This window comes from Micromonospora sp. CA-244673, assembly GCF_050948395.1.
Lineage (GTDB): Bacteria > Actinomycetota > Actinomycetes > Mycobacteriales > Micromonosporaceae > Micromonospora.
In genome coordinates, this window is record NZ_CP192019.1 from 4,053,997 (window position 1) to 4,070,216 (window position 16,220).

Below are 16,220 nucleotides of genomic sequence, written 5' to 3' on the forward strand. Positions count from 1 at the left end.
GGAGGCACCGTGAAGGCCAACTGCTGGATGGCGCCGAACCGGGTGGCCGTCGAGGAGGTACCGGATCCGAAGATCCTCAACCCGCGTGACGCGGTCGTCAAGGTCACCTCGGCCGCGATCTGCGGATCCGACCTGCACCTGCTCGACGGATTCATCCCGGCCATGAAGCGCGGCGACGTGCTGGGCCACGAGTTCATGGGCGAGATCGTCGAACTAGGCTCCGGGGCGCGGGACGGGCTGCGCGTCGGCGACCGGGTGGTCGTCGGCTTCCCCATCGCCTGCGGGGACTGCGCCTCGTGCCAACGCGGCCTCTACTCGGTCTGCGAGAACTCCAACCCGAACGCGGCGATCGCCGAGACCGCCATGGGCCACGCCCCCGCCGGCATCTTCGGCTACTCGCACCTCATGGGCGGGTACGCGGGCGGGCAGGCCGAGTACGTCCGGGTGCCGTACGCCGACGTCGGGGCGCTCAAGATCGAGGACGGCCTGCCGGACGAGCAGGTGCTGTTCCTGTCCGACGTGCTGCCCACCGGTTACATGGCCGCCGAGATGGGCGACGTCAAGCCCGGGGACGTGGTGGCGGTCTGGGGCGCGGGACCGGTCGGCCAGTTCGCCGCGGTGAGCGCCTTCCTGCTCGGCGCCGAACAGGTGGTCGTCATCGACCGGTTCCCGTACCGGCTGCGGATCGCGCGGGACAAGGCCGGCGCGGAGACGATCAACTACGAGGAGACCGACGTCCTGGACACGCTGCGCGAGATGACCGCCGGCCGCGGGCCGGACGTCTGCATCGACGCCGTCGGCATGGAGGGGCACCACGCCTCGGCGGCGTTGCACGCGTACGACCGGGCGAAGCAGGCGGTGAAGGCGGAGACCGACCGGCCGCACGCGCTGCGCGAGGCGATCCTGGCCTGCCGCAACGGCGGCACCGTCTCGGCCATCGGGGCGTACGGCGGGTTCATCGACAAGTTCCCGATGGGGTCGTTCATGAACCGGTCGCTGACTCTGCGCTCCGGGCAGGCCCACGTGCAGCGCTACATGCGCCCCCTGCTGGAGCGCATCTACAAGGGTGAGATCGACCCGAGCTTCATCATCACCCACACCATGCGCCTCGACGACGCGCCGCACGGCTACGACATCTTCAAGAACAAGCAGGACGACTGCCTGAAGGTGGTGCTCAAGTCCTGAAAATTTCTGCCGATCATCGCGCTCAATATTGAAGCTTGTTTGCGTCAACGGTTACCCTCCGAAGAAGTGATCCACTATCCACCTTGGAGGGTTCGGACCATGCGCAAGCTCATGTCGGCGGTCGGTGCGGGGGCGTTGCTGACGGCGGGACTGGTCGTCGGCGCCGCACCGGCGCAGGCGGCGGCCTGCACCCTGGTGCAGTCCGAGATCTACAACGGGGCCAACATCATCGCCTGGGCCCGTGGCCTGGAGGGCTGCTCCGGCGACGTCTACTGGGAGATCCAGTCCGGCGACGGCGGCGGCTGGCAGGTCACCGAGAGCGGCACGACGCACTACGACAACCAGGTCGGCAGCTACTACGGCGACGTCGAGCTGCCGTGCTACCTGCGGCTGTACGCCAAGTTCGGCACGCAGGAGAAGCTCACCCAGCCGGCGCGCAACAACAACTGCGCGGGCTGACCGGCCGGGCCGGGCGGGGGACGCTCCCGGCATCCCCCGCCCGGCGCGCTCAGGGAATGGTGAGGCCGTACGCGGCGAGGACCTCCGTGATCGGCTGGTAGTAGCTGGTGCCCCCGGAGGAGCAGTTGCCGCTGCCGCCGGAGAGGATCCCGATCACCGTGCCGGTCGACGCCACGTAGAGCGGGCCGCCGCTGTCGCCGGGCTCCGCGCAGATGTTGGTGCGGATCAGCCCGGACACGGCGCCCTCGGCGTAATTGACGGTCTGGTTCAGGCCGGTGACCGAGCCGCACCGCACGCCGGTGGTGGCGCCGCTGCGGCAGACCGCCTGGCCGACGTACGCGTTGCCGGCGCCGTTGATGGTGACCTGGCCGGGATAGGTGTACACCGCGCTGGGGTGGGCGATCGTGCCGGTGTAGCGGACCACCCCGTAGTCGTTGCCGGGGAAGCTGGTGCCGGTCCGGCTGCCGAGCACGGTGGTGCGGGCGCTGTCGGCGTACCAGGTGCCGGCCAGGTTGGTGCAGTGCCCCGCGGTGACGAGGTACCAGGTGCTGCCGCTGCGGACGTTCGCGCCGAGCGAGCAGCGGCCTCCCCCACCGTAGATCGCCTGGCCGCCGGCGATCAGGGTGCGCAGCCGGCCGGGTTCGTGCCGGAGTACCGCGCCGGCCCGGGCGGCGGTGCGCCGCAGGGCGGCGAGCTCGGCGCCGGTGACGGTGTCGTCGACGGTGAGCGTCAGCCGGCCGCCGGCCGGGTCGATCCCCCAGGCGGTGCCGGCGGTACGCACCGCGGCGAGCCCGGTGGGCGTGGTGTCCGGGGCGGCGCCGGCCCGGGCGGCGGTCGGGCTGCCGGCGAGCAGCGCGGCCAGGGCGAGGACGGCGAGCGATCGGCGCATACGGGATACCTCCATCGTCAGCGGTCGATGCATGTCCAGCATCCGCCGCGACCAGCGCCGGTTCAACCCTCCGGTCCGGGCCGCCGCTCCCGCCGGAGGCCGCCGGGCTCCGGAAATTTCGGGCCGTCGGGCGGCACCCGCGCCCGCCTGCCGCCACGCGCCACCGACCATTGCCCCGCCCATCGAAGGCGTTAAGTTTTCGGAAGGGTTCCGGTAGTCTCGCTCCAGAGATTCGCTTCGATCAACTCACGGTGGCGGGGAGAGCCCTCCCCACCCCGCGCGGCCTCCGGGCGGCCGCGCACCGAGCCGAGCACCGTGGCGGGCAGTGGTCGGAGCGGCTGTCCACACCGATACGGCTAGGAGAGGCTTTCAGATGGACAAGGTGCTCGCCCGCGGCAGTGGGAGCATGAGCGCGGCAGCCCGGTCGCGCCCCCGGACCGCGGTGGTGTCGATGTTGGCCGGCGTCGCGATGATCGCCACGACGGTGGCGGTGGCGACCAGCGCCAGCGCCGGTACGACCCTCGGGGCGTCGGCCGCCGAGAAGGGCCGCTACTTCGGCACCGCGGTGGCCGCGAACAAGCTGTCGGACGCCACGTACGTCGGCATCCTGAACCGCGAGTTCAATATGGTCACCCCCGAGAACGAGATGAAGTGGGACGCCACCGAGCCGTCCCAGGGCCAGTTCAACTACACCAACGCCGACCGGATCGTCAGCCACGCGCAGGCCAACGGCATGCGGGTCCGCGGCCACGCGCTGGCCTGGCACTCGCAGCAGCCGGGCTGGGCGCAGAACCTGTCCGGCAGCGCCCTGCGGCAGGCGATGGTCAACCACATCACCCAGGTCGCCACCCACTACAAGGGCAAGATCTACGCCTGGGACGTGGTGAACGAGGCGTTCGCCGACGGCGGTGGCGGCCGCCGCGACTCCAACCTCCAGCGCACCGGCAACGACTGGATCGAGGTGGCCTTCCGCACCGCCCGCGCCGCCGACCCGGCCGCCAAGCTCTGCTACAACGACTACAACACCGACAACTGGACCTGGGAAAAGACGCAGGCCGTGTACAACATGGTCAAGGACTTCAAGGCACGTGGCGTGCCGATCGACTGCGTCGGCCTCCAGTCGCACTTCAACAGCGGCTCGCCGTACCCCGGCAACTACCGCACCACCCTGCAGAACTTCGCCGCCCTCGGCGTGGACGTGCAGATCACCGAGCTCGACATCGAGGGCTCCGGCAGCACCCAGGCCACCACCTACGGCAACGTCGTCAAGGACTGCCTGGCCGTGTCCCGCTGCACCGGCATCACCGTGTGGGGCATCCGGGACAGCGACTCCTGGCGGGCCAGCGGCACCCCGCTGCTCTTCGACGGCAACGGCAACAAGAAGCCGGCGTACACGGCGGTGCTCGACGCGCTGAACGGGGGCGGCAGCACCCCGCCGCCCACCACCCCGACGAGCACGCCGCCCACCAGCAACCCGCCGACCACGCCGCCGCCGTCGGGCAACGGCTGCACCGCATCGTTCACCACCAACCAGTGGCAGGGCGGCTTCGTCACCACCGTCCGGGTCACCGCCGGCGCCTCCCCGCTCAACGGGTGGGCCGTCGGGCTGACGCTGCCGGCCGGCGCGAGCCTGGTCAACACCTGGAACGCCCAGCCGAGCGGCACCAGCGGCGCGCTGACCTTCCGCAACGTCGCCTACAACGGCCAGGTCGGCGCGGGCGGCAGCACCGAGTTCGGTTTCCAGGGCACGGGCACCGCCCCCTCCGGCGCCCCCACCTGCACCGCGGGCTGACCGATCCCGGGCCCGGCGCGGGTGCGGCCGCGCCGGGCCACCGCCGCCCCGGTGGCCGGTGGTCAGTCCTCCGGCTCCGGCCCGAGCAGCCGGATCTCCTCGATGTCGATGGCCGCCTGGAGCTGCCGCAGCACCGCGTCGTCGATCTGGTTGCTGTTGCGCAACCGGGTGACCTCCTGCCGCTTGCGGTCCAGCACGCCGAGGCGCAGGCGCCGGGTCATCTCGCGCTCCTCGTCGACCTGGTCGCTGCGTGGGGACCGGACGTCGTCCAGGTGGTCCTGGTAGTCGGCGCGGAGCCGGTCCACGGTGTCCGAGTCGGCGCCCAGTTCGGCGGCGACCTCAGGGAGCGCGTCCAGGGCGGCCTCGGTGGCCCGGATCCGGGCCCAGCGCACCTCGTCCTCCCGCTCCCGATCTCCCATGAGGCCGGCCCAGCTGACCACGGCCGGCAGGGTGGTGCCCTGCACCAGCATGATCAGCACGATCACCACCACGGTGACGAAAATGATCAGGTCGCGTTCGCGCACCGGAGATCCGTCGTGCGCGGTGACCGGCACGGCCAGCGCGGCGGCGAGCGAGACCGCGCCCCGGAACCCGGCCCAGCCGGCGGCGGTGCGGACCCGGACGTCGAAGCGGCGGGCGCGGCGGGACTCCCGGCGGTCCAGGCCCTGCAACCCGCCCACCGACAGCTGCACCCAGATCATGCGGGTGGCGGCCACGACCAGGACGATCAGCACCGCGATGCCGAACGACTCCAGCGGCGAGTGACTGGTGATGCTGCGCAGCGACCGGGGCACCTGCATGCCCAGCAGCACGAAGAGGCTGCCGTTGATCATGAAGGTGGAGAGGTCCCAGAACGCGTACGCGGTGATCCGGGAGCGGGCCCGGATCACCCGGGGCCCCGCGTAGGAGAGCACCAGGCCGGCGACCACGACCCCGAGCACCCCGCTGGCGTGCACCGCGTCGGCGAGCAGGAAGGCGACGAAGGGAGTGAGGATGCTGAGCCCGCCCTCGCGCATCGGGTCGTCGACGTGCTTGCGGATCAGGACGACCACGGCACCCACGAGCAGGCCCGCGAGGACCCCGCCGAGCGCCTTGCCGACGAACTGGCCGCTCAGCTCGAACGCGTTGGGCACCGCCCCACCGGCGATCACCCCGACGGCCACGGCGAAGAGGACCAGCGCCGTGCCGTCGTTGACGAGGCTCTCCGCGCGCAGCGTGGTGAGGATGCCGCGCGGCATCCGCTTGGCCAGGCCGGCCACGGCGGCGGCGTCGGTGGGCGCCAGCACCGCGCCGAGCACCCAGGCGGCGGCCGGCTCGACGCCGAGCGCCTGCGCGGTGTACGCCACGGCGACCATCGTGAGGATCACCAGCGCGACGGCGAGCAGGGAGATCACCAGGAGGTTGGCCCGGATCTCGCGGAGGCTGATGACCAGGCTCTCCCGGTAGAGGATCGCCGGGAGGAAGAGCAGCAGCACCACCTCGGGTTCGAGGATCACGTTGTCGAACATCGGCAGCAGGCCGAGCCCCGCGCCCATGGCGATGAGCAGCACGGGCGGGGCGACGCTGTACCGGCCGCCGATGGTGGTGCCGACGAGCACGGTGGCGCCGAGCACCGTGATCAGCACCAGTGCGCTCACGCCGTACCCCCGTCACCGTCCGCCGGACCCCACGGTGCCGCACGGCCGGACCGCGGCGGGGTGGAACGGCCGATCGCTACTCGAAGCGGGACGGGTCGCCGGCGCCGCGGCGCAGGATCTCCGGCTCCGGCCCGGACAGGTCGACCACGGTGGTCGGCTCCAGGCCGCAGTCCCCCGCGTCGACCACGGCGTCGACCAGGTGGTCGAGCCGTTCCTTGATCTCCCAGCCCTGGGTCAGCGGCTCCTCCTCGCCGGGGAGGAGCAGGGTGCTGGAGAGCAGCGGCTCGCCGAGTTCGGCCAGCAGCGCCTGGGTCACCGTGTGCTTCGGTACGCGGACCCCGACGGCCCGCCGCCGCGGGTCCTGCAGGCGCCGGGGCACCTCGGGGGTGGCCGGCAGGATGAACGTGTAACTGCCCGGGATGGCGGCCTTGACCTGCCGGAAGACCGCGTTGCTGAGCTTGACGAACTGGCCGAGCTGGGCGAAGTCGCGGCACACCAGCGTGAAGGGGTGCCGCTCGTCGAGCCGGCGGATCTCCCGGATCCGCTCGACCCCGGCACGGTTGCCGAGTTGACAGCCGAGGGCGTAGCAGGAGTCCGTCGGGTACGCGATCAGGCCGTCGCCGCGCAGCAGGTCCACGACCTGCCGGAGCACCCGGGGCTGCGGATTGTCGGGGTGCAGGTCGTAATACCTCGCCACGCCGGTCAGCCTATGCCTGTCCACCGGGTGGGTGCGAACGAAGAAGATCGCGTGACCAGGTTTGCCGTGCGGGCGTTCTGGAAACAGAGGGGCGGCTCAACGAGGGGGGACCTGATCATGTCCGAAGCCAGTACAGACCGCGCCGATCGTCCGGCCGAGGTGACCGACCCGCTGCTGTGGGGCCTGTCCGCGGCGGTCGCCGATGCGCACCAGCCCGACGACGACCGGGTCTGCGCCAGCCCGAGCTGCGTCGGCGCGGCCTGGCCGTGCGCCGCCTGGGAGCGCGCGCAGGAGGGGCTGCGCGCCGCCCGGATGCCGCGCCCCGTGCCACCTGCCGCCGGCACGACCGCCGAGCCGGGCCAGGGCCCGTCGACCGGGTGGTCCGGCGGCGGGATGCGGGCCGTCCACGCGGAGCCGCTCGCCGTCACCGCCGCCTGACCGCGGCGCCGCGGCGGGCCGGCGGCGGTGATCAGGTCAAACGGCAACCTGCTGCCGGGGACCGACCGTACCGTGAGGTGAGGTGACAGGCGCACAATCCCGTGCGTCCGTGGCCGACCTGCCCCGCGCGGCATGCCGGCACGCGTCCGCCGCGCCGTGTGCCCGCCGCAACCGGAGGTGAGCCTGTGGCGCCCGTCCCGGCGGTTCGCACGCTTGGTGTGGAGGAGGAGTACCTCCTCCTGGATCCGGTCACCGGGCAGAGCCTGCCGGTGGCCGACCGGGTGCTCGCCGCGCTCTCCGGCCCGAGCCGGGAGCAGAGCCGGCAGGAGTTCCGGCACAGCATGGTCGAGATGGTGACGCCGATCTGTACGGACCTGGCCGAGCTGCGGGACCACCTGGTGATGCTCCGCCGGGCCGCGGCCGAGGCGGCCGCGGCGGCGGGGGCACGGCTGGTGGCGGTCGCGGCGACGCCGGTGTGCGAACCGCACCGCTCGGTGCCGGACAAGGACCGCTACCGCGCCATGTCGCACCGGTTCGGGCCCGTGGCGCACGACCCGGCGGTCTGCGGCTGTCACGTCCACGTCGGGGTGCCGGACCGGGAACTGGCCGTGCAGGTCTGCAACCACCTGCGGCCCTGGCTGCCGGTGGTGCAGGCGCTCACCGCCAACTCTCCCCTGTACGACGGGCGGGACACCGGGCACGCGAGCTGGCGCGCGGTCCAGTTCGACCGCTGGCCGAGCGTCGGGCCGACGCCGCACTTCGAGTCCGCCGCCGACTACGACCGGACGGTGCGGGAGCTCGTCGACGCCGGCATCATGCTGGACCCCCAGATGGTCTACTGGTACGCCCGACCGTCCGTCGCCTACCCCACGGTGGAGGTCCGCGTGGGGGACGTCTGCCCGACGGTGGACGACACCGTGCTGGTCGCGGCCCTGCTGCGGGCACTGGTCGCCACGACGGCCGAGGACGTGCGGGCCGGCCGGCCCGCGCCGCGGATCCGGGACTGCCTGGTGGCCGCCGCGCACTGGCGCGCCGCCCACGACGGCGTGGACGGGGACCTGGTCGACCTGCGGGCGGGCGGTTCCCGACCGGCCTGGGAGCTGATCGACGACCTGGTCGCCACCGTGACGCCCGCGCTGACCGCGTACGGGGACCTGGATGTGGTGACGCACCAGCTCGACCGGCTGCGCCGCGACGGCAACGGGGCGACCCGGCAGCGGCGGATCCTCACCGACACCGACGGGGACGTCCGGGCGGTCCTGGACGAGCTGGCCGCCCGGACCCTCGACGCCTGAGCGCCCGGGCGGTCAGACGGGCGGGATGCCGGACCGTCCGATCCGGGCCAGGTCGGGTTCTCCGCGGACCGTCCGGCTGGGCGGCGTCCCGCCCGGCCCGGTCGGCGCGACCGGCTCGGCCGGCTCGGTGCGCTCCTCGATCTCGGCGCTGCCGATCTCCCGCATCATGTCCGCGACGACGGCGAGCGCGGCGGCCTTGTCGGGATACTGCCGGCCGGTGGCGATGGCCTGGCCGTCGTCGTCCAGCAGGGTGAACCCGTAGGTGCCGGTGTCGGCGGCGGCGATGAGGAACTTCATCCCCGGCGCTTACCCGGCGGGCGGGCGGCGACACCCGGCGGGTCAGTCCCAGCGGGTGGCCGTCGCGGCGAACAGCTCGGGGTCGCTGGCCACCGGGATCACGCAGAGCAGGTGGCCGCCCGGCGCGCGCAGCACGTGGCAGTCGAGCCAGCGGGCGACCGGGGTGGCGCCGAGGCCGACCAGCCGTGCCACCTCGGCGGCCACGTCGTCGGTCTCGATGTCGAGGTGGTGGCGGGGCGCGTCGTCCACCGACTGCACGGCGGTGACCAGCCCGGGCACCACGTCGACCAGGTTGGTGAACTGGGGTTCGGCCGGGTCGGTGCGGGTCGGCGCGCCGAGCGCCGCGGACCAGAACCCGGTCGCCGACGCGGCGGCGTCGCGGGGCGCGTCGAGGATCAGGGCGTAGAGCCGGGAGCGGTGCATCCGCCGAGCTTAGCCACGACGGGCGTCGATGGCAGGGTCAGGCCGAGGGGCTGACCGCGCGCAGCCAGGCCTGGGCGATCAGGGCATGGCCGAACGGGGTGGGGTGCACCCCGTCGCGGGTCCACACCCGGCCGTCCACGCCGGCGGCCTGGAACAGCTCGTCGACCGCCACCCGGGTCGCCCCGAACTCGGCGGCCAGTTCGCGGACCACCGCGACCTTCGGGTCGAGGTCCTCCCGCCAGGCGTGCTGCGCGTCGTCCAGCGGAACGACGAAGGGCTCGACGAGGACCAGCCGGGCGCCCAGCGGCCGGGTGGCCTCGAGCACGTGCCGGTAGTCCCGGGCGAAGTCGGCGGCGCTGGTCGGGTCGTCGCGGGTGTAACGCCGCCAGGTGTCGTTGATGCCGATCAGCACCGACACCACCTGCGGGGCGAGGGCCAGGCAGTCGGGCTCCCAGCGGGCGCGCAGGTCACGTACGCGGTCGCCGCTGATCCCGCGGTTGAGGAACGTGGCCCCGTGGCGGGGATGGCGGGCCGTGAACCAGGCGGACGCCATCATGGCGTACCCGGTGCCGAGGTCGTCGCCGCAGGACCGGTCCCGGCCGGCGTCGGTGATGCTGTCGCCGATGAAGAGCACCCGGCCGCCGCGCGGCACCTCCACCGTCATCCGCCCGTCCCCCTCCGCGCCTCGGATTTTCCATGATCATGCCGTACGCCGGTCGCGGCCCGAGCGCCGGCCGACCCGCCGGGAAAAATCCGCCGTCCGGCTGTTGCGTTTCGCCGCCCGGGACCGATCACACATCCGTAGCAGCGCGGCGAACGGTGTGTGACAACCTCCCCAAGTTGGCCTGCAACGTTGCAATCGGCGCACAACCGGTGGTTGACTGCTGCACCATGCCAGAGCCGAAGATCACGGACAGGCCGGTTTTTTCGTGAGAAGCACGGACATCACGCGGCGGACCACCTGGCGGCAGCGCGCGGCCCGTTGGCTGGATCCCACCGTCGCCCGCTGGGACGTCGCGCCGCCGGAGACGCCCGAACCGCCGCCGCGGGAGGAACCCGGGCCCAGCCCGTGGCCCAACATCTGCGACCAGTTCGCCCTGCGGATCCTGGCCGCGGCGTACCAGATGGGCAGTCACCTGGAGGCCGTGGAGGCCGACGAGCAGGACCCGGAACGCCTGGAGCGGCTCTACCGCATCGACCACGCGAACACCCGGATCCGGCGGCACGCGGAGAACCTCCAGGTGCTGCTGGGCCGCCGGGTCGAGGACGCCGACCCGCAGACCGTCCCCCTGGTCGACGTCGTCCGGGCCGCCGCCTCCGCGGTCGAGCACTACCCGCGCATCCGGGTGGGCCACGTCGTCGAGCTGGCGGTGGTCGAGTTCGCGGCCGACGACGTGATCCGCGTGCTCACCGAACTGCTCGACAACGCCACCCGGTTCTCCCCGCCCACCGCGGCCGTGACCGTGTCGGCGTTCGTCACCGAGGACGGCGGCGTCCTGCTGCGGGTCGAGGACGCCGGGGTGGGCCTGCACCCCGACCACCTCACCCAGCTCAACGCGCTGCTCAGCGGCCGGCCGGCCACCCCCGTCACCCTCGACCCCGCGGCCCACCTCGGGCTCGCCGTGGTGGCCCACCTGGCCGTCGCCCACCAGCTGCGGGTCGCCCTCACCACCCGGCCCTCCGGTGGGACCACCGCGACCGTCGCCGTCCCCGCCGGGCTGCTGTGCGAGATCCCCGCCCCGGAACCGGCCGGGACCGCGCCGGCGCCGGCCTGGCCACCCGCCCGGCCCGGAACCGACCCCTGGAGTACGCCGATGGCCGCACCCCGCGACGGCGCGGACGGGCCGACCGTCCGGCTCACCACCATCGACGGGCCGGCCGGCGACCCGCCGCCCACCACCGGGCTGCCCCGACGGGTGCCCGAGAGCGTCCGGGACCAGACCCCGGCGCCCCGACCCCCGGCCGACCCCGGCGCGGGCTCCCCACCCGAGGCGTGGCCGGACGAGACGGCCGCCTTCGCGGCCGGCATCAGCGACGCCCGCACCCCCACCGACGTTGAAGGACGGCAGTGATGACCCACGCGTACCCGGGAAGCGGCACGAGCAACGGGCTGCCCGACTGCGCCTGGCTGATCCGGCAGTTCGTCGAGGACGTGCCCGGGGTCAACCACGCGATGCTGGTGTCGCTGGACGGCCTCCAGCTGGCCGCCTCGCACGGCGTCGGCCGCGACCTGGGCGACCAGCTCGCCGCGCTGACCGCCGGCCTGCTCAGCATGGCCGACCGCAGCGCCGCCCTGCTGGAGCTGGGCTCCGCCGAGTACCTGACCGTCCGGCTGCCCCGCGGGCACCTGCTGTTCATGCGGGTGGGCGAGTCCGCGGGCCTGGCGGTGGCCGCCGCGCCCGGCTGCGACCTGCGGGTCGTGTCGTACCGGATGACGCAGTTCGTGAAGGCCGTGTGGCATGCCCTCACGCCGGCCGTGCGGCACGAGCTGCACCGGATGACGGCCGCCCAGGCCCGCTGACCGGCCGGAGGACGAGATCATGCCGATGAGGTACTGGAAGGTCCGGCCGTACGTGCTGACCGCCGGCCGCACCCGCACCCGGCAACCGCTGCTGGTGCACACCCTGGTGTCGGTGCCCTACTACGACGCCGTGTTCGCCGCCGGGCTGCTGCCCGAGGCCCGCTCCCTGTACGAGAACGCCCGCCGGGCGGCGCGTTCGGTGGCCGAACTCTCCGCGGTGTGCGGGATCTCGCTGGGGGTCACCCGGGTCGTCGTCGACGACCTGGCCGCCACCGACCGGCTGCTGGTCCACAGCGACCACGACAACGTCGACTTCCGCCTCCTGGAGAGACTGCGCGATGGCCTCCGCAAACTTGCCTGACAGCCCGCTGCTGACCTCGGCGAAGATCGTCATCGCCGGCGGTTTCGGGGTCGGCAAGACGACCTGCGTCGCGGCGATCTCGGAGATCCCGCCGGTCAACACCGAGGCGTGGATGACGGCGGCCAGCGAGACCGTCGACCGGCTCGACCCCGGCATCGACAAGACGACCACGACCGTGGCCATGGACTTCGGCCGGCTCACCATCGGCCCCGACCTGGTGCTCTACCTGTTCGGCACGCCGGGCCAGCCCCGGTTCTGGCCCATGTGGGACGACCTGTGCCGGGGCGCCGTCGGCGCGCTGGTGCTCGCCGACACCCGCGACCTGGCGGCCTCGTTCCCGGCGGTCAACTACTTCGAACAGGACAGCGACGTGCCCTTCGTGGTCTGCGTGAACCTGTTCGACGGGGTGCTGCAGCACCCGCTCGACGACGTCCGCGCCGCGCTCGCGCTGCCGGCCCACGTACCCCTGACCGCCTGTGATGCCCGCGACCCGTCGTCGGTGGCGCGGGCGCTGCTCACGGTCGTCGAACACGCCATGTCCCGCACCCCCCGGCCCGCCGCGGGCGCGCTCGCGGCGCGGTAGCTCAACCCTGGAGGAACCATGCGCAGAATCCTGATCGTCGGGGCCGGACAGTCCGGGCTCCAGCTCGCCCTGAGCCTGCAGGCCGAGGGGTACGACGTCACGGTGATGTCGGCCCGCACGCCCGACGAGATCCGCCGGGGCTGGGTGATGAGCACCCAGGCCATGTTCGGCCCCGCGCTCGCCACCGAACGCCGGTACGGCCTCGACCGGTGGCAGGACCGGGCGCCCCGGATCGAAGGGCTGCACGTCTCGCTGTCCGCGCCGCCCGGCGAGCGGGCGCTGCGCATCGCGTGCCCGCTCGACGAGCCGGCGCAGAGCACCGACCAGCGGATCAAGATGGCCGACTGGCTGGAACTGTTCGAGCAGCGCGGCGGGACGGTGCTCTACCAGACGGTGACGACCAGCGACCTGGACGGCCTGGCCCGGCTCGGCCGCTACGACCTGACCGTGGTGGCCGCCGGCAAGGGCGACCTGGTCGGCGTCTTCGACCGCGACCCGGCCCGCTCGGTGTACGACGCGCCGCAGCGCGGCCTGGCCGTGGCGTACGTGCACGGGATGACCCCGGACCCGCTGCTGCCCGTGCCGCATGTCAGCTTCAACGCGGTGCCCGGGCTCGGCGAGCTGTTCGTCATCCCCGCCCTGACCCACTCCGGTCCCTGCGAGATCCTGTTCTGGGAGGCGGTGCCCGGTGGGCCCCTGGACCTGTGGACCGAGCGGCGCGACCCGGCGGAGCACCTGAAGCTCACCCTCGACCTGGTTCGCCGCTACACGCCGTGGATCTACGAGCGGTGCGCCGAGGTGGAGCTGACCGATGGGCGGGCCACCCTGTCCGGGCGCTACACCCCGACGGTGCGCCACGCCGTGGCGGAACTGCCCTCGGGCGGGCTGGTGCTGGGCATGGCCGACGTGGTGGTGGCCAACGACCCGATCACCGGCCAGGGCAGCAACACGGCCGCCAAGTGCGCCTACGCCTACCTCGGCGCGATCCTGGAGCACGGCGACCGGCCCTTCGACCGGGACTGGATGACGCGGACGTTCGAGCGTTTCTGGGCCGGGACCGGGGAGGCCGTCACGGGCTGGACGAACGCCATGCTGCAACCGTTGCCGCCGCACGTGCAGCAGATCCTCGGAGCGGCCGCCGGTAACCCGGTGGTGGCCCGCCGGTTCGCCAACGGGTTCGGCGACCCGAACGACTTCCGCGACTGGTTCCTGACCCCGGAGGCGGCCGAGCGCTACCTGGGCTCGGTCGCCGGCTGACCGGTCGCCGGCCGGGAGCCGCCGCCCTCGGGGTGGCTCCCGGCCCGGCGCCGGCCGCCTCTGCCTCGCGGGACGGGCGTCGAGGGGCCGGTCAGGCGGTCACGTGCGCGCTGTCGCCGGCCGTGGCGGCGAACGAGGTCCCGCTGACCATCCGGGCGCCGTCCGACGCGAGGAACACCACCAGCGGCGCGACGTCCTCCGGCTGCACCCACGGCACGCCCAGCGGGGTCTTCGCCCGCAGCGCCTCGACCGCGCTCCGCTCGTCGGCGGCCGGGTCCCCGGACGGCGTCTTCCCGCCCTCGACGATGGCCTGCGCGTAGCGGTCCTGGTGGCGGGTCAGGGCGGTGTCGACCAGGCCGGGGATGACCGCGTTCACCGTGATCCCGTGCGCCCCCAGTTCCAGCGCCGCCGACTTGACCAGCCCGATGAGCCCCCACTTCGACGCCGAGTAGGCCGCACCGTTCGTCGTGCCGTGGTGCCCCTGCGTGGAGGAGGTCACCACGATCCGGCCGCCGCCACGGCGGACCAGCAACGGGGCGAAGACCCGCAGCACGTTCGCGGTGCCGGTCAGGTTGACGTCGATCTGGTCGTGCCAGTCCGGGTCGGCCATCTCCAGCAGGGGCTTGAACGCCTGGATGCCGGCATTGGCGAACAGCACGTCGACACCGCCGTGCTCGCGCTCGACCGCCGCGGCCACCGCGCGTACCGCCCCGATGTCCCGCTGGTCGGCGACGTGCGCGGACCAGCGCGCGCCCGCCGCGGTGACCCGCGTGCCGGTCTCGGCCAGGTCGTCCGGGGTGGCCGGCGGGAAGTCGAGGATCGGGCTCACCGGACCGGCCACGTCCATCCCGGCCACGTCCGCGCCGGCCTCGGCGAGCGCCACGGCGGTGGCCCGGCCGATCCCGCGCGCCGCACCGGTGACCACGGCGACCCGCCCGGCCAACGGTCGCGCCGACGGCCCTGCGGACATCCGACCCACCCCCGTTCCGCCGGCACCCTCTCCGCTACTCGCACCGTAGACCGGTCCCGCCCCGCCCCGCCCGCGGATCGACACCGTGAGCGCCAGCCGGCCGCGCGAGCGGGGCACCCGGCGAGATCGACGCCAGCTCGGCGAGGTGGCGGCTTCCGCGGGCCCGGACACCCCCACCTCCCGTGAGCCGGCGTCGATCCCGCCCGCCCATCCGCCGCGACATCGGCGAGGTGGCCGCTTCCGCGGGCCCGGACACCGCCACCTCCCGCGAGCCGGCGTCGATCTCGGGCGACGGTGGCGCGGTCAGAGGGTGCGGGTCAGGTCCGTGAGGATGTCGGCGACCGGGGCGTCCCGCGCGCCGCGCCAGCCGGTGCCGGCCCACAGGTGCAGCCGGTCGGCGTCCCCGGCCCCGGCGGCGGCGACCCGCAGCGGCCGGGTCAGGTGGTGCAGCGCCGGGTAGCCGAGCGGGGCGGCCGCCTCGTGCCGGTCGATGAAGTCGTTGCGCAGCCCGCGCGCCGGGCGGCCGGTGAAGGCGCGGGTGACCACCGTCCGGTCCCGGCGCGGGTCGGCCAGCGCGTCCCGGTGGGTCCGGCCGGTGCCGGCCTCGTCGGCCCGCAGCAGCAGCGTGCCGACCAGCACGCCGGTGGCGCCGGCGGCGAGCGCGGCCCGCACGTCCCCGGGGCCGCCGACCCCGCCGGCCGCGAGCACGGGCAGCCCGCTGCCGCCGGCCACGAGCGCGACCAGGTCGGGCAGCGGTCGCGGCGGCGGCGGGGTGTCCGGGGTGAGGGTGCCCAGGTGGCCGCCGGCGGCGACGCTCTGCGCGATCAGCCCGTCCACCCCGAGGTCGGCCGCGGCCGCCGCCTCGGCCGGGTCGGTCACGGTGACCAGCACCCGGCTGCCGGCCCGCCGCAGGTCCCGGACCACCGGCGCCGGCGGCAGGCCGAACGTGAAGCTGACCACCGGCACCGGGTCGCGGAGCAGCAGGTCGAGTTTCGCCGCCCAGTGGTCGTCGTCCTCGGTGCGTGCGGCAGCCGCCAGGTCGAGGTCGTAGGGCGCGCCCTCGCCGGCGATCCGGGTCGCGTAGCGGCGGAACTCCGCCTCCGCCGCCGGCACCGGGGTGGGCACGAAGACGTTCACCCCGAACGGCCGCCCGGCGGCGCGCAGTTCGGCGACCTCGCCCGCGACCGCCTCCGGCGTCTTGTAGCCGGCGGCCAGGAACGCGAAGGCACCGGTCGCGCCCACCGCCGTCGCCAGCCCCGTGGTGGTCGGCCCACCGGCCATCGGCGCCGCGATCACCGGCACGTCCACCCCGAGCAGTTCCCGTATCCCGTCCACGTCCCCAGTCTGCCCGGACACCGCGCGCCACACCCCCGCCCCCAGACCTCTCCGGGCCGAGATCGACACCAGCTCGGCGAG

At 73.9% G+C, this 16,220-nt stretch carries 18 protein-coding genes; 10 read left to right on the top strand and 8 right to left on the bottom strand.

Annotation, left to right across the window (positions count from 1 at the left end):
* Positions 1-9 precede the first annotated feature (9 nt).
* Together ACQP12_RS18985 and ACQP12_RS18990 are read left to right on the top strand one after the other, a co-directional pair.
* On the top strand, positions 10-1,185 hold the full coding sequence (locus tag ACQP12_RS18985; protein WP_433280631.1) for a zinc-dependent alcohol dehydrogenase: 1,176 nt from the start codon (positions 10-12) through the stop codon (positions 1,183-1,185).
* Positions 1,186-1,284: 99 nt separating this feature from the next.
* On the top strand, positions 1,285-1,644 hold the full coding sequence (locus tag ACQP12_RS18990) for a hypothetical protein (RefSeq protein WP_357950639.1): 360 nt from the start codon (positions 1,285-1,287) through the stop codon (positions 1,642-1,644).
* A gap of 49 nt (positions 1,645-1,693) precedes the next feature.
* Here the strand turns inward: ACQP12_RS18990 and ACQP12_RS18995 are convergent, their stop codons facing one another.
* Positions 1,694-2,533: a S1 family peptidase gene (locus tag ACQP12_RS18995; RefSeq protein ID WP_433280633.1), complete on the bottom strand. Its 840-nt coding sequence runs from the start codon at positions 2,531-2,533 to the stop codon at positions 1,694-1,696.
* A 373-nt stretch (positions 2,534-2,906) separates the two neighbouring features.
* Between ACQP12_RS18995 and ACQP12_RS19000 the strand changes: the two genes are divergently transcribed.
* Positions 2,907-4,325 carry an endo-1,4-beta-xylanase gene (locus tag ACQP12_RS19000; RefSeq protein WP_357950645.1) on the top strand — a complete coding sequence of 473 codons (1,419 nt, stop codon included), beginning with the start codon at positions 2,907-2,909 and terminating at the stop codon, positions 4,323-4,325.
* Positions 4,326-4,387: 62 nt separating this feature from the next.
* Here the strand turns inward: ACQP12_RS19000 and ACQP12_RS19005 are convergent, their stop codons facing one another.
* Together ACQP12_RS19005 and ACQP12_RS19010 are read right to left on the bottom strand one after the other, a co-directional pair.
* Positions 4,388-5,962, bottom strand: a complete 1,575-nt coding sequence (locus ACQP12_RS19005; protein ID WP_433280636.1) for a Na+/H+ antiporter — start codon at positions 5,960-5,962, stop codon at positions 4,388-4,390.
* 76 nt (positions 5,963-6,038) lie between these two features.
* Positions 6,039-6,659, bottom strand: a complete 621-nt coding sequence (locus ACQP12_RS19010) for an L-threonylcarbamoyladenylate synthase (RefSeq protein ID WP_357950650.1) — start codon at positions 6,657-6,659, stop codon at positions 6,039-6,041.
* Positions 6,660-6,776: 117 nt separating this feature from the next.
* Between ACQP12_RS19010 and ACQP12_RS19015 the strand changes: the two genes are divergently transcribed.
* Together ACQP12_RS19015 and ACQP12_RS19020 are read left to right on the top strand one after the other, a co-directional pair.
* Positions 6,777-7,097, top strand: coding sequence for a hypothetical protein (locus ACQP12_RS19015; RefSeq protein WP_357950653.1), 321 nt, complete (start codon positions 6,777-6,779; stop codon positions 7,095-7,097).
* A gap of 185 nt (positions 7,098-7,282) precedes the next feature.
* Positions 7,283-8,392 (top strand): carboxylate-amine ligase, encoded by a 1,110-nt coding sequence (locus ACQP12_RS19020; RefSeq protein ID WP_357950655.1) that lies wholly within the window; start codon positions 7,283-7,285, stop codon positions 8,390-8,392.
* A 12-nt stretch (positions 8,393-8,404) separates the two neighbouring features.
* Here the strand turns inward: ACQP12_RS19020 and ACQP12_RS19025 are convergent, their stop codons facing one another.
* From ACQP12_RS19025 to ACQP12_RS19035, 3 genes are read right to left on the bottom strand one after another with little or no spacing between them, the layout of a single operon-like run.
* Positions 8,405-8,689 carry a YegP family protein gene (locus tag ACQP12_RS19025; RefSeq protein ID WP_433280639.1) on the bottom strand — a complete coding sequence of 95 codons (285 nt, stop codon included), beginning with the start codon at positions 8,687-8,689 and terminating at the stop codon, positions 8,405-8,407.
* Between the two features lie 42 nt (positions 8,690-8,731).
* The gene (locus tag ACQP12_RS19030) at positions 8,732-9,112 is read right to left on the bottom strand and encodes a VOC family protein (RefSeq protein WP_357950661.1); all 381 of its coding nucleotides are present in this window, start codon (positions 9,110-9,112) and stop codon (positions 8,732-8,734) included.
* 37 nt (positions 9,113-9,149) lie between these two features.
* Positions 9,150-9,776 (bottom strand): SGNH/GDSL hydrolase family protein, encoded by a 627-nt coding sequence (locus ACQP12_RS19035; RefSeq protein WP_357950664.1) that lies wholly within the window; start codon positions 9,774-9,776, stop codon positions 9,150-9,152.
* Between the two features lie 265 nt (positions 9,777-10,041).
* Between ACQP12_RS19035 and ACQP12_RS19040 the strand changes: the two genes are divergently transcribed.
* From ACQP12_RS19040 to ACQP12_RS19060, 5 genes are read left to right on the top strand one after another with little or no spacing between them, the layout of a single operon-like run.
* Positions 10,042-11,184, top strand: coding sequence for a sensor histidine kinase (locus ACQP12_RS19040; protein WP_433280643.1), 1,143 nt, complete (start codon positions 10,042-10,044; stop codon positions 11,182-11,184).
* Complete coding sequence (locus ACQP12_RS19045) at positions 11,184-11,633, top strand: roadblock/LC7 domain-containing protein (protein ID WP_433280645.1); 450 nt, start codon at positions 11,184-11,186, stop codon at positions 11,631-11,633. The genes ACQP12_RS19040 and ACQP12_RS19045 overlap by 1 nt, the downstream gene beginning before the upstream one ends.
* 19 nt (positions 11,634-11,652) lie before the next feature.
* On the top strand, positions 11,653-11,994 hold the full coding sequence (locus ACQP12_RS19050; protein WP_357950674.1) for a DUF742 domain-containing protein: 342 nt from the start codon (positions 11,653-11,655) through the stop codon (positions 11,992-11,994).
* Positions 11,972-12,577 (top strand): GTP-binding protein, encoded by a 606-nt coding sequence (locus tag ACQP12_RS19055; RefSeq protein WP_357950677.1) that lies wholly within the window; start codon positions 11,972-11,974, stop codon positions 12,575-12,577. Before ACQP12_RS19050 ends, ACQP12_RS19055 begins: the two co-directional genes overlap by 23 nt.
* Positions 12,578-12,595: 18 nt before the next feature.
* Positions 12,596-13,834, top strand: coding sequence for a styrene monooxygenase/indole monooxygenase family protein (locus tag ACQP12_RS19060; RefSeq protein WP_433280648.1), 1,239 nt, complete (start codon positions 12,596-12,598; stop codon positions 13,832-13,834).
* 91 nt (positions 13,835-13,925) lie between these two features.
* Here ACQP12_RS19060 and ACQP12_RS19065 read toward each other — a convergent pair whose 3' ends face one another.
* Positions 13,926-14,804 (bottom strand): SDR family NAD(P)-dependent oxidoreductase, encoded by an 879-nt coding sequence (locus tag ACQP12_RS19065; RefSeq protein ID WP_433280650.1) that lies wholly within the window; start codon positions 14,802-14,804, stop codon positions 13,926-13,928.
* Between the two features lie 303 nt (positions 14,805-15,107).
* Positions 15,108-16,139 carry a nitronate monooxygenase gene (locus tag ACQP12_RS19070; protein WP_433280652.1) on the bottom strand — a complete coding sequence of 344 codons (1,032 nt, stop codon included), beginning with the start codon at positions 16,137-16,139 and terminating at the stop codon, positions 15,108-15,110.
* Positions 16,140-16,220: the final 81 nt, after the last annotated feature.

What these genes read in the sequence shown, in the direction of transcription:
- ACQP12_RS18990 (WP_357950639.1), top strand. Translation starts at nt 1,285, where the DNA reads ATGCGCAAGCTCATGTCGGCGGTCGGTGCGGGGGCGTTGCTGACGGCG.
- ACQP12_RS18995 (WP_433280633.1), bottom strand. Translation starts at nt 2,533, where the DNA reads ATGCGCCGATCGCTCGCCGTCCTCGCCCTGGCCGCGCTGCTCGCCGGC.
- ACQP12_RS19000 (WP_357950645.1), top strand. Translation starts at nt 2,907, where the DNA reads ATGGACAAGGTGCTCGCCCGCGGCAGTGGGAGCATGAGCGCGGCAGCC.
- ACQP12_RS19015 (WP_357950653.1), top strand. Translation starts at nt 6,777, where the DNA reads ATGTCCGAAGCCAGTACAGACCGCGCCGATCGTCCGGCCGAGGTGACC.
- ACQP12_RS19025 (WP_433280639.1), bottom strand. Translation starts at nt 8,689, where the DNA reads ATGAAGTTCCTCATCGCCGCCGCCGACACCGGCACCTACGGGTTCACC.
- ACQP12_RS19030 (WP_357950661.1), bottom strand. Translation starts at nt 9,112, where the DNA reads ATGCACCGCTCCCGGCTCTACGCCCTGATCCTCGACGCGCCCCGCGAC.
- ACQP12_RS19035 (WP_357950664.1), bottom strand. Translation starts at nt 9,776, where the DNA reads ATGACGGTGGAGGTGCCGCGCGGCGGCCGGGTGCTCTTCATCGGCGAC.
- ACQP12_RS19045 (WP_433280645.1), top strand. Translation starts at nt 11,184, where the DNA reads ATGACCCACGCGTACCCGGGAAGCGGCACGAGCAACGGGCTGCCCGAC.
- ACQP12_RS19050 (WP_357950674.1), top strand. Translation starts at nt 11,653, where the DNA reads ATGCCGATGAGGTACTGGAAGGTCCGGCCGTACGTGCTGACCGCCGGC.
- ACQP12_RS19055 (WP_357950677.1), top strand. Translation starts at nt 11,972, where the DNA reads ATGGCCTCCGCAAACTTGCCTGACAGCCCGCTGCTGACCTCGGCGAAG.
- ACQP12_RS19060 (WP_433280648.1), top strand. Translation starts at nt 12,596, where the DNA reads ATGCGCAGAATCCTGATCGTCGGGGCCGGACAGTCCGGGCTCCAGCTC.
- ACQP12_RS19065 (WP_433280650.1), bottom strand. Translation starts at nt 14,804, where the DNA reads ATGTCCGCAGGGCCGTCGGCGCGACCGTTGGCCGGGCGGGTCGCCGTG.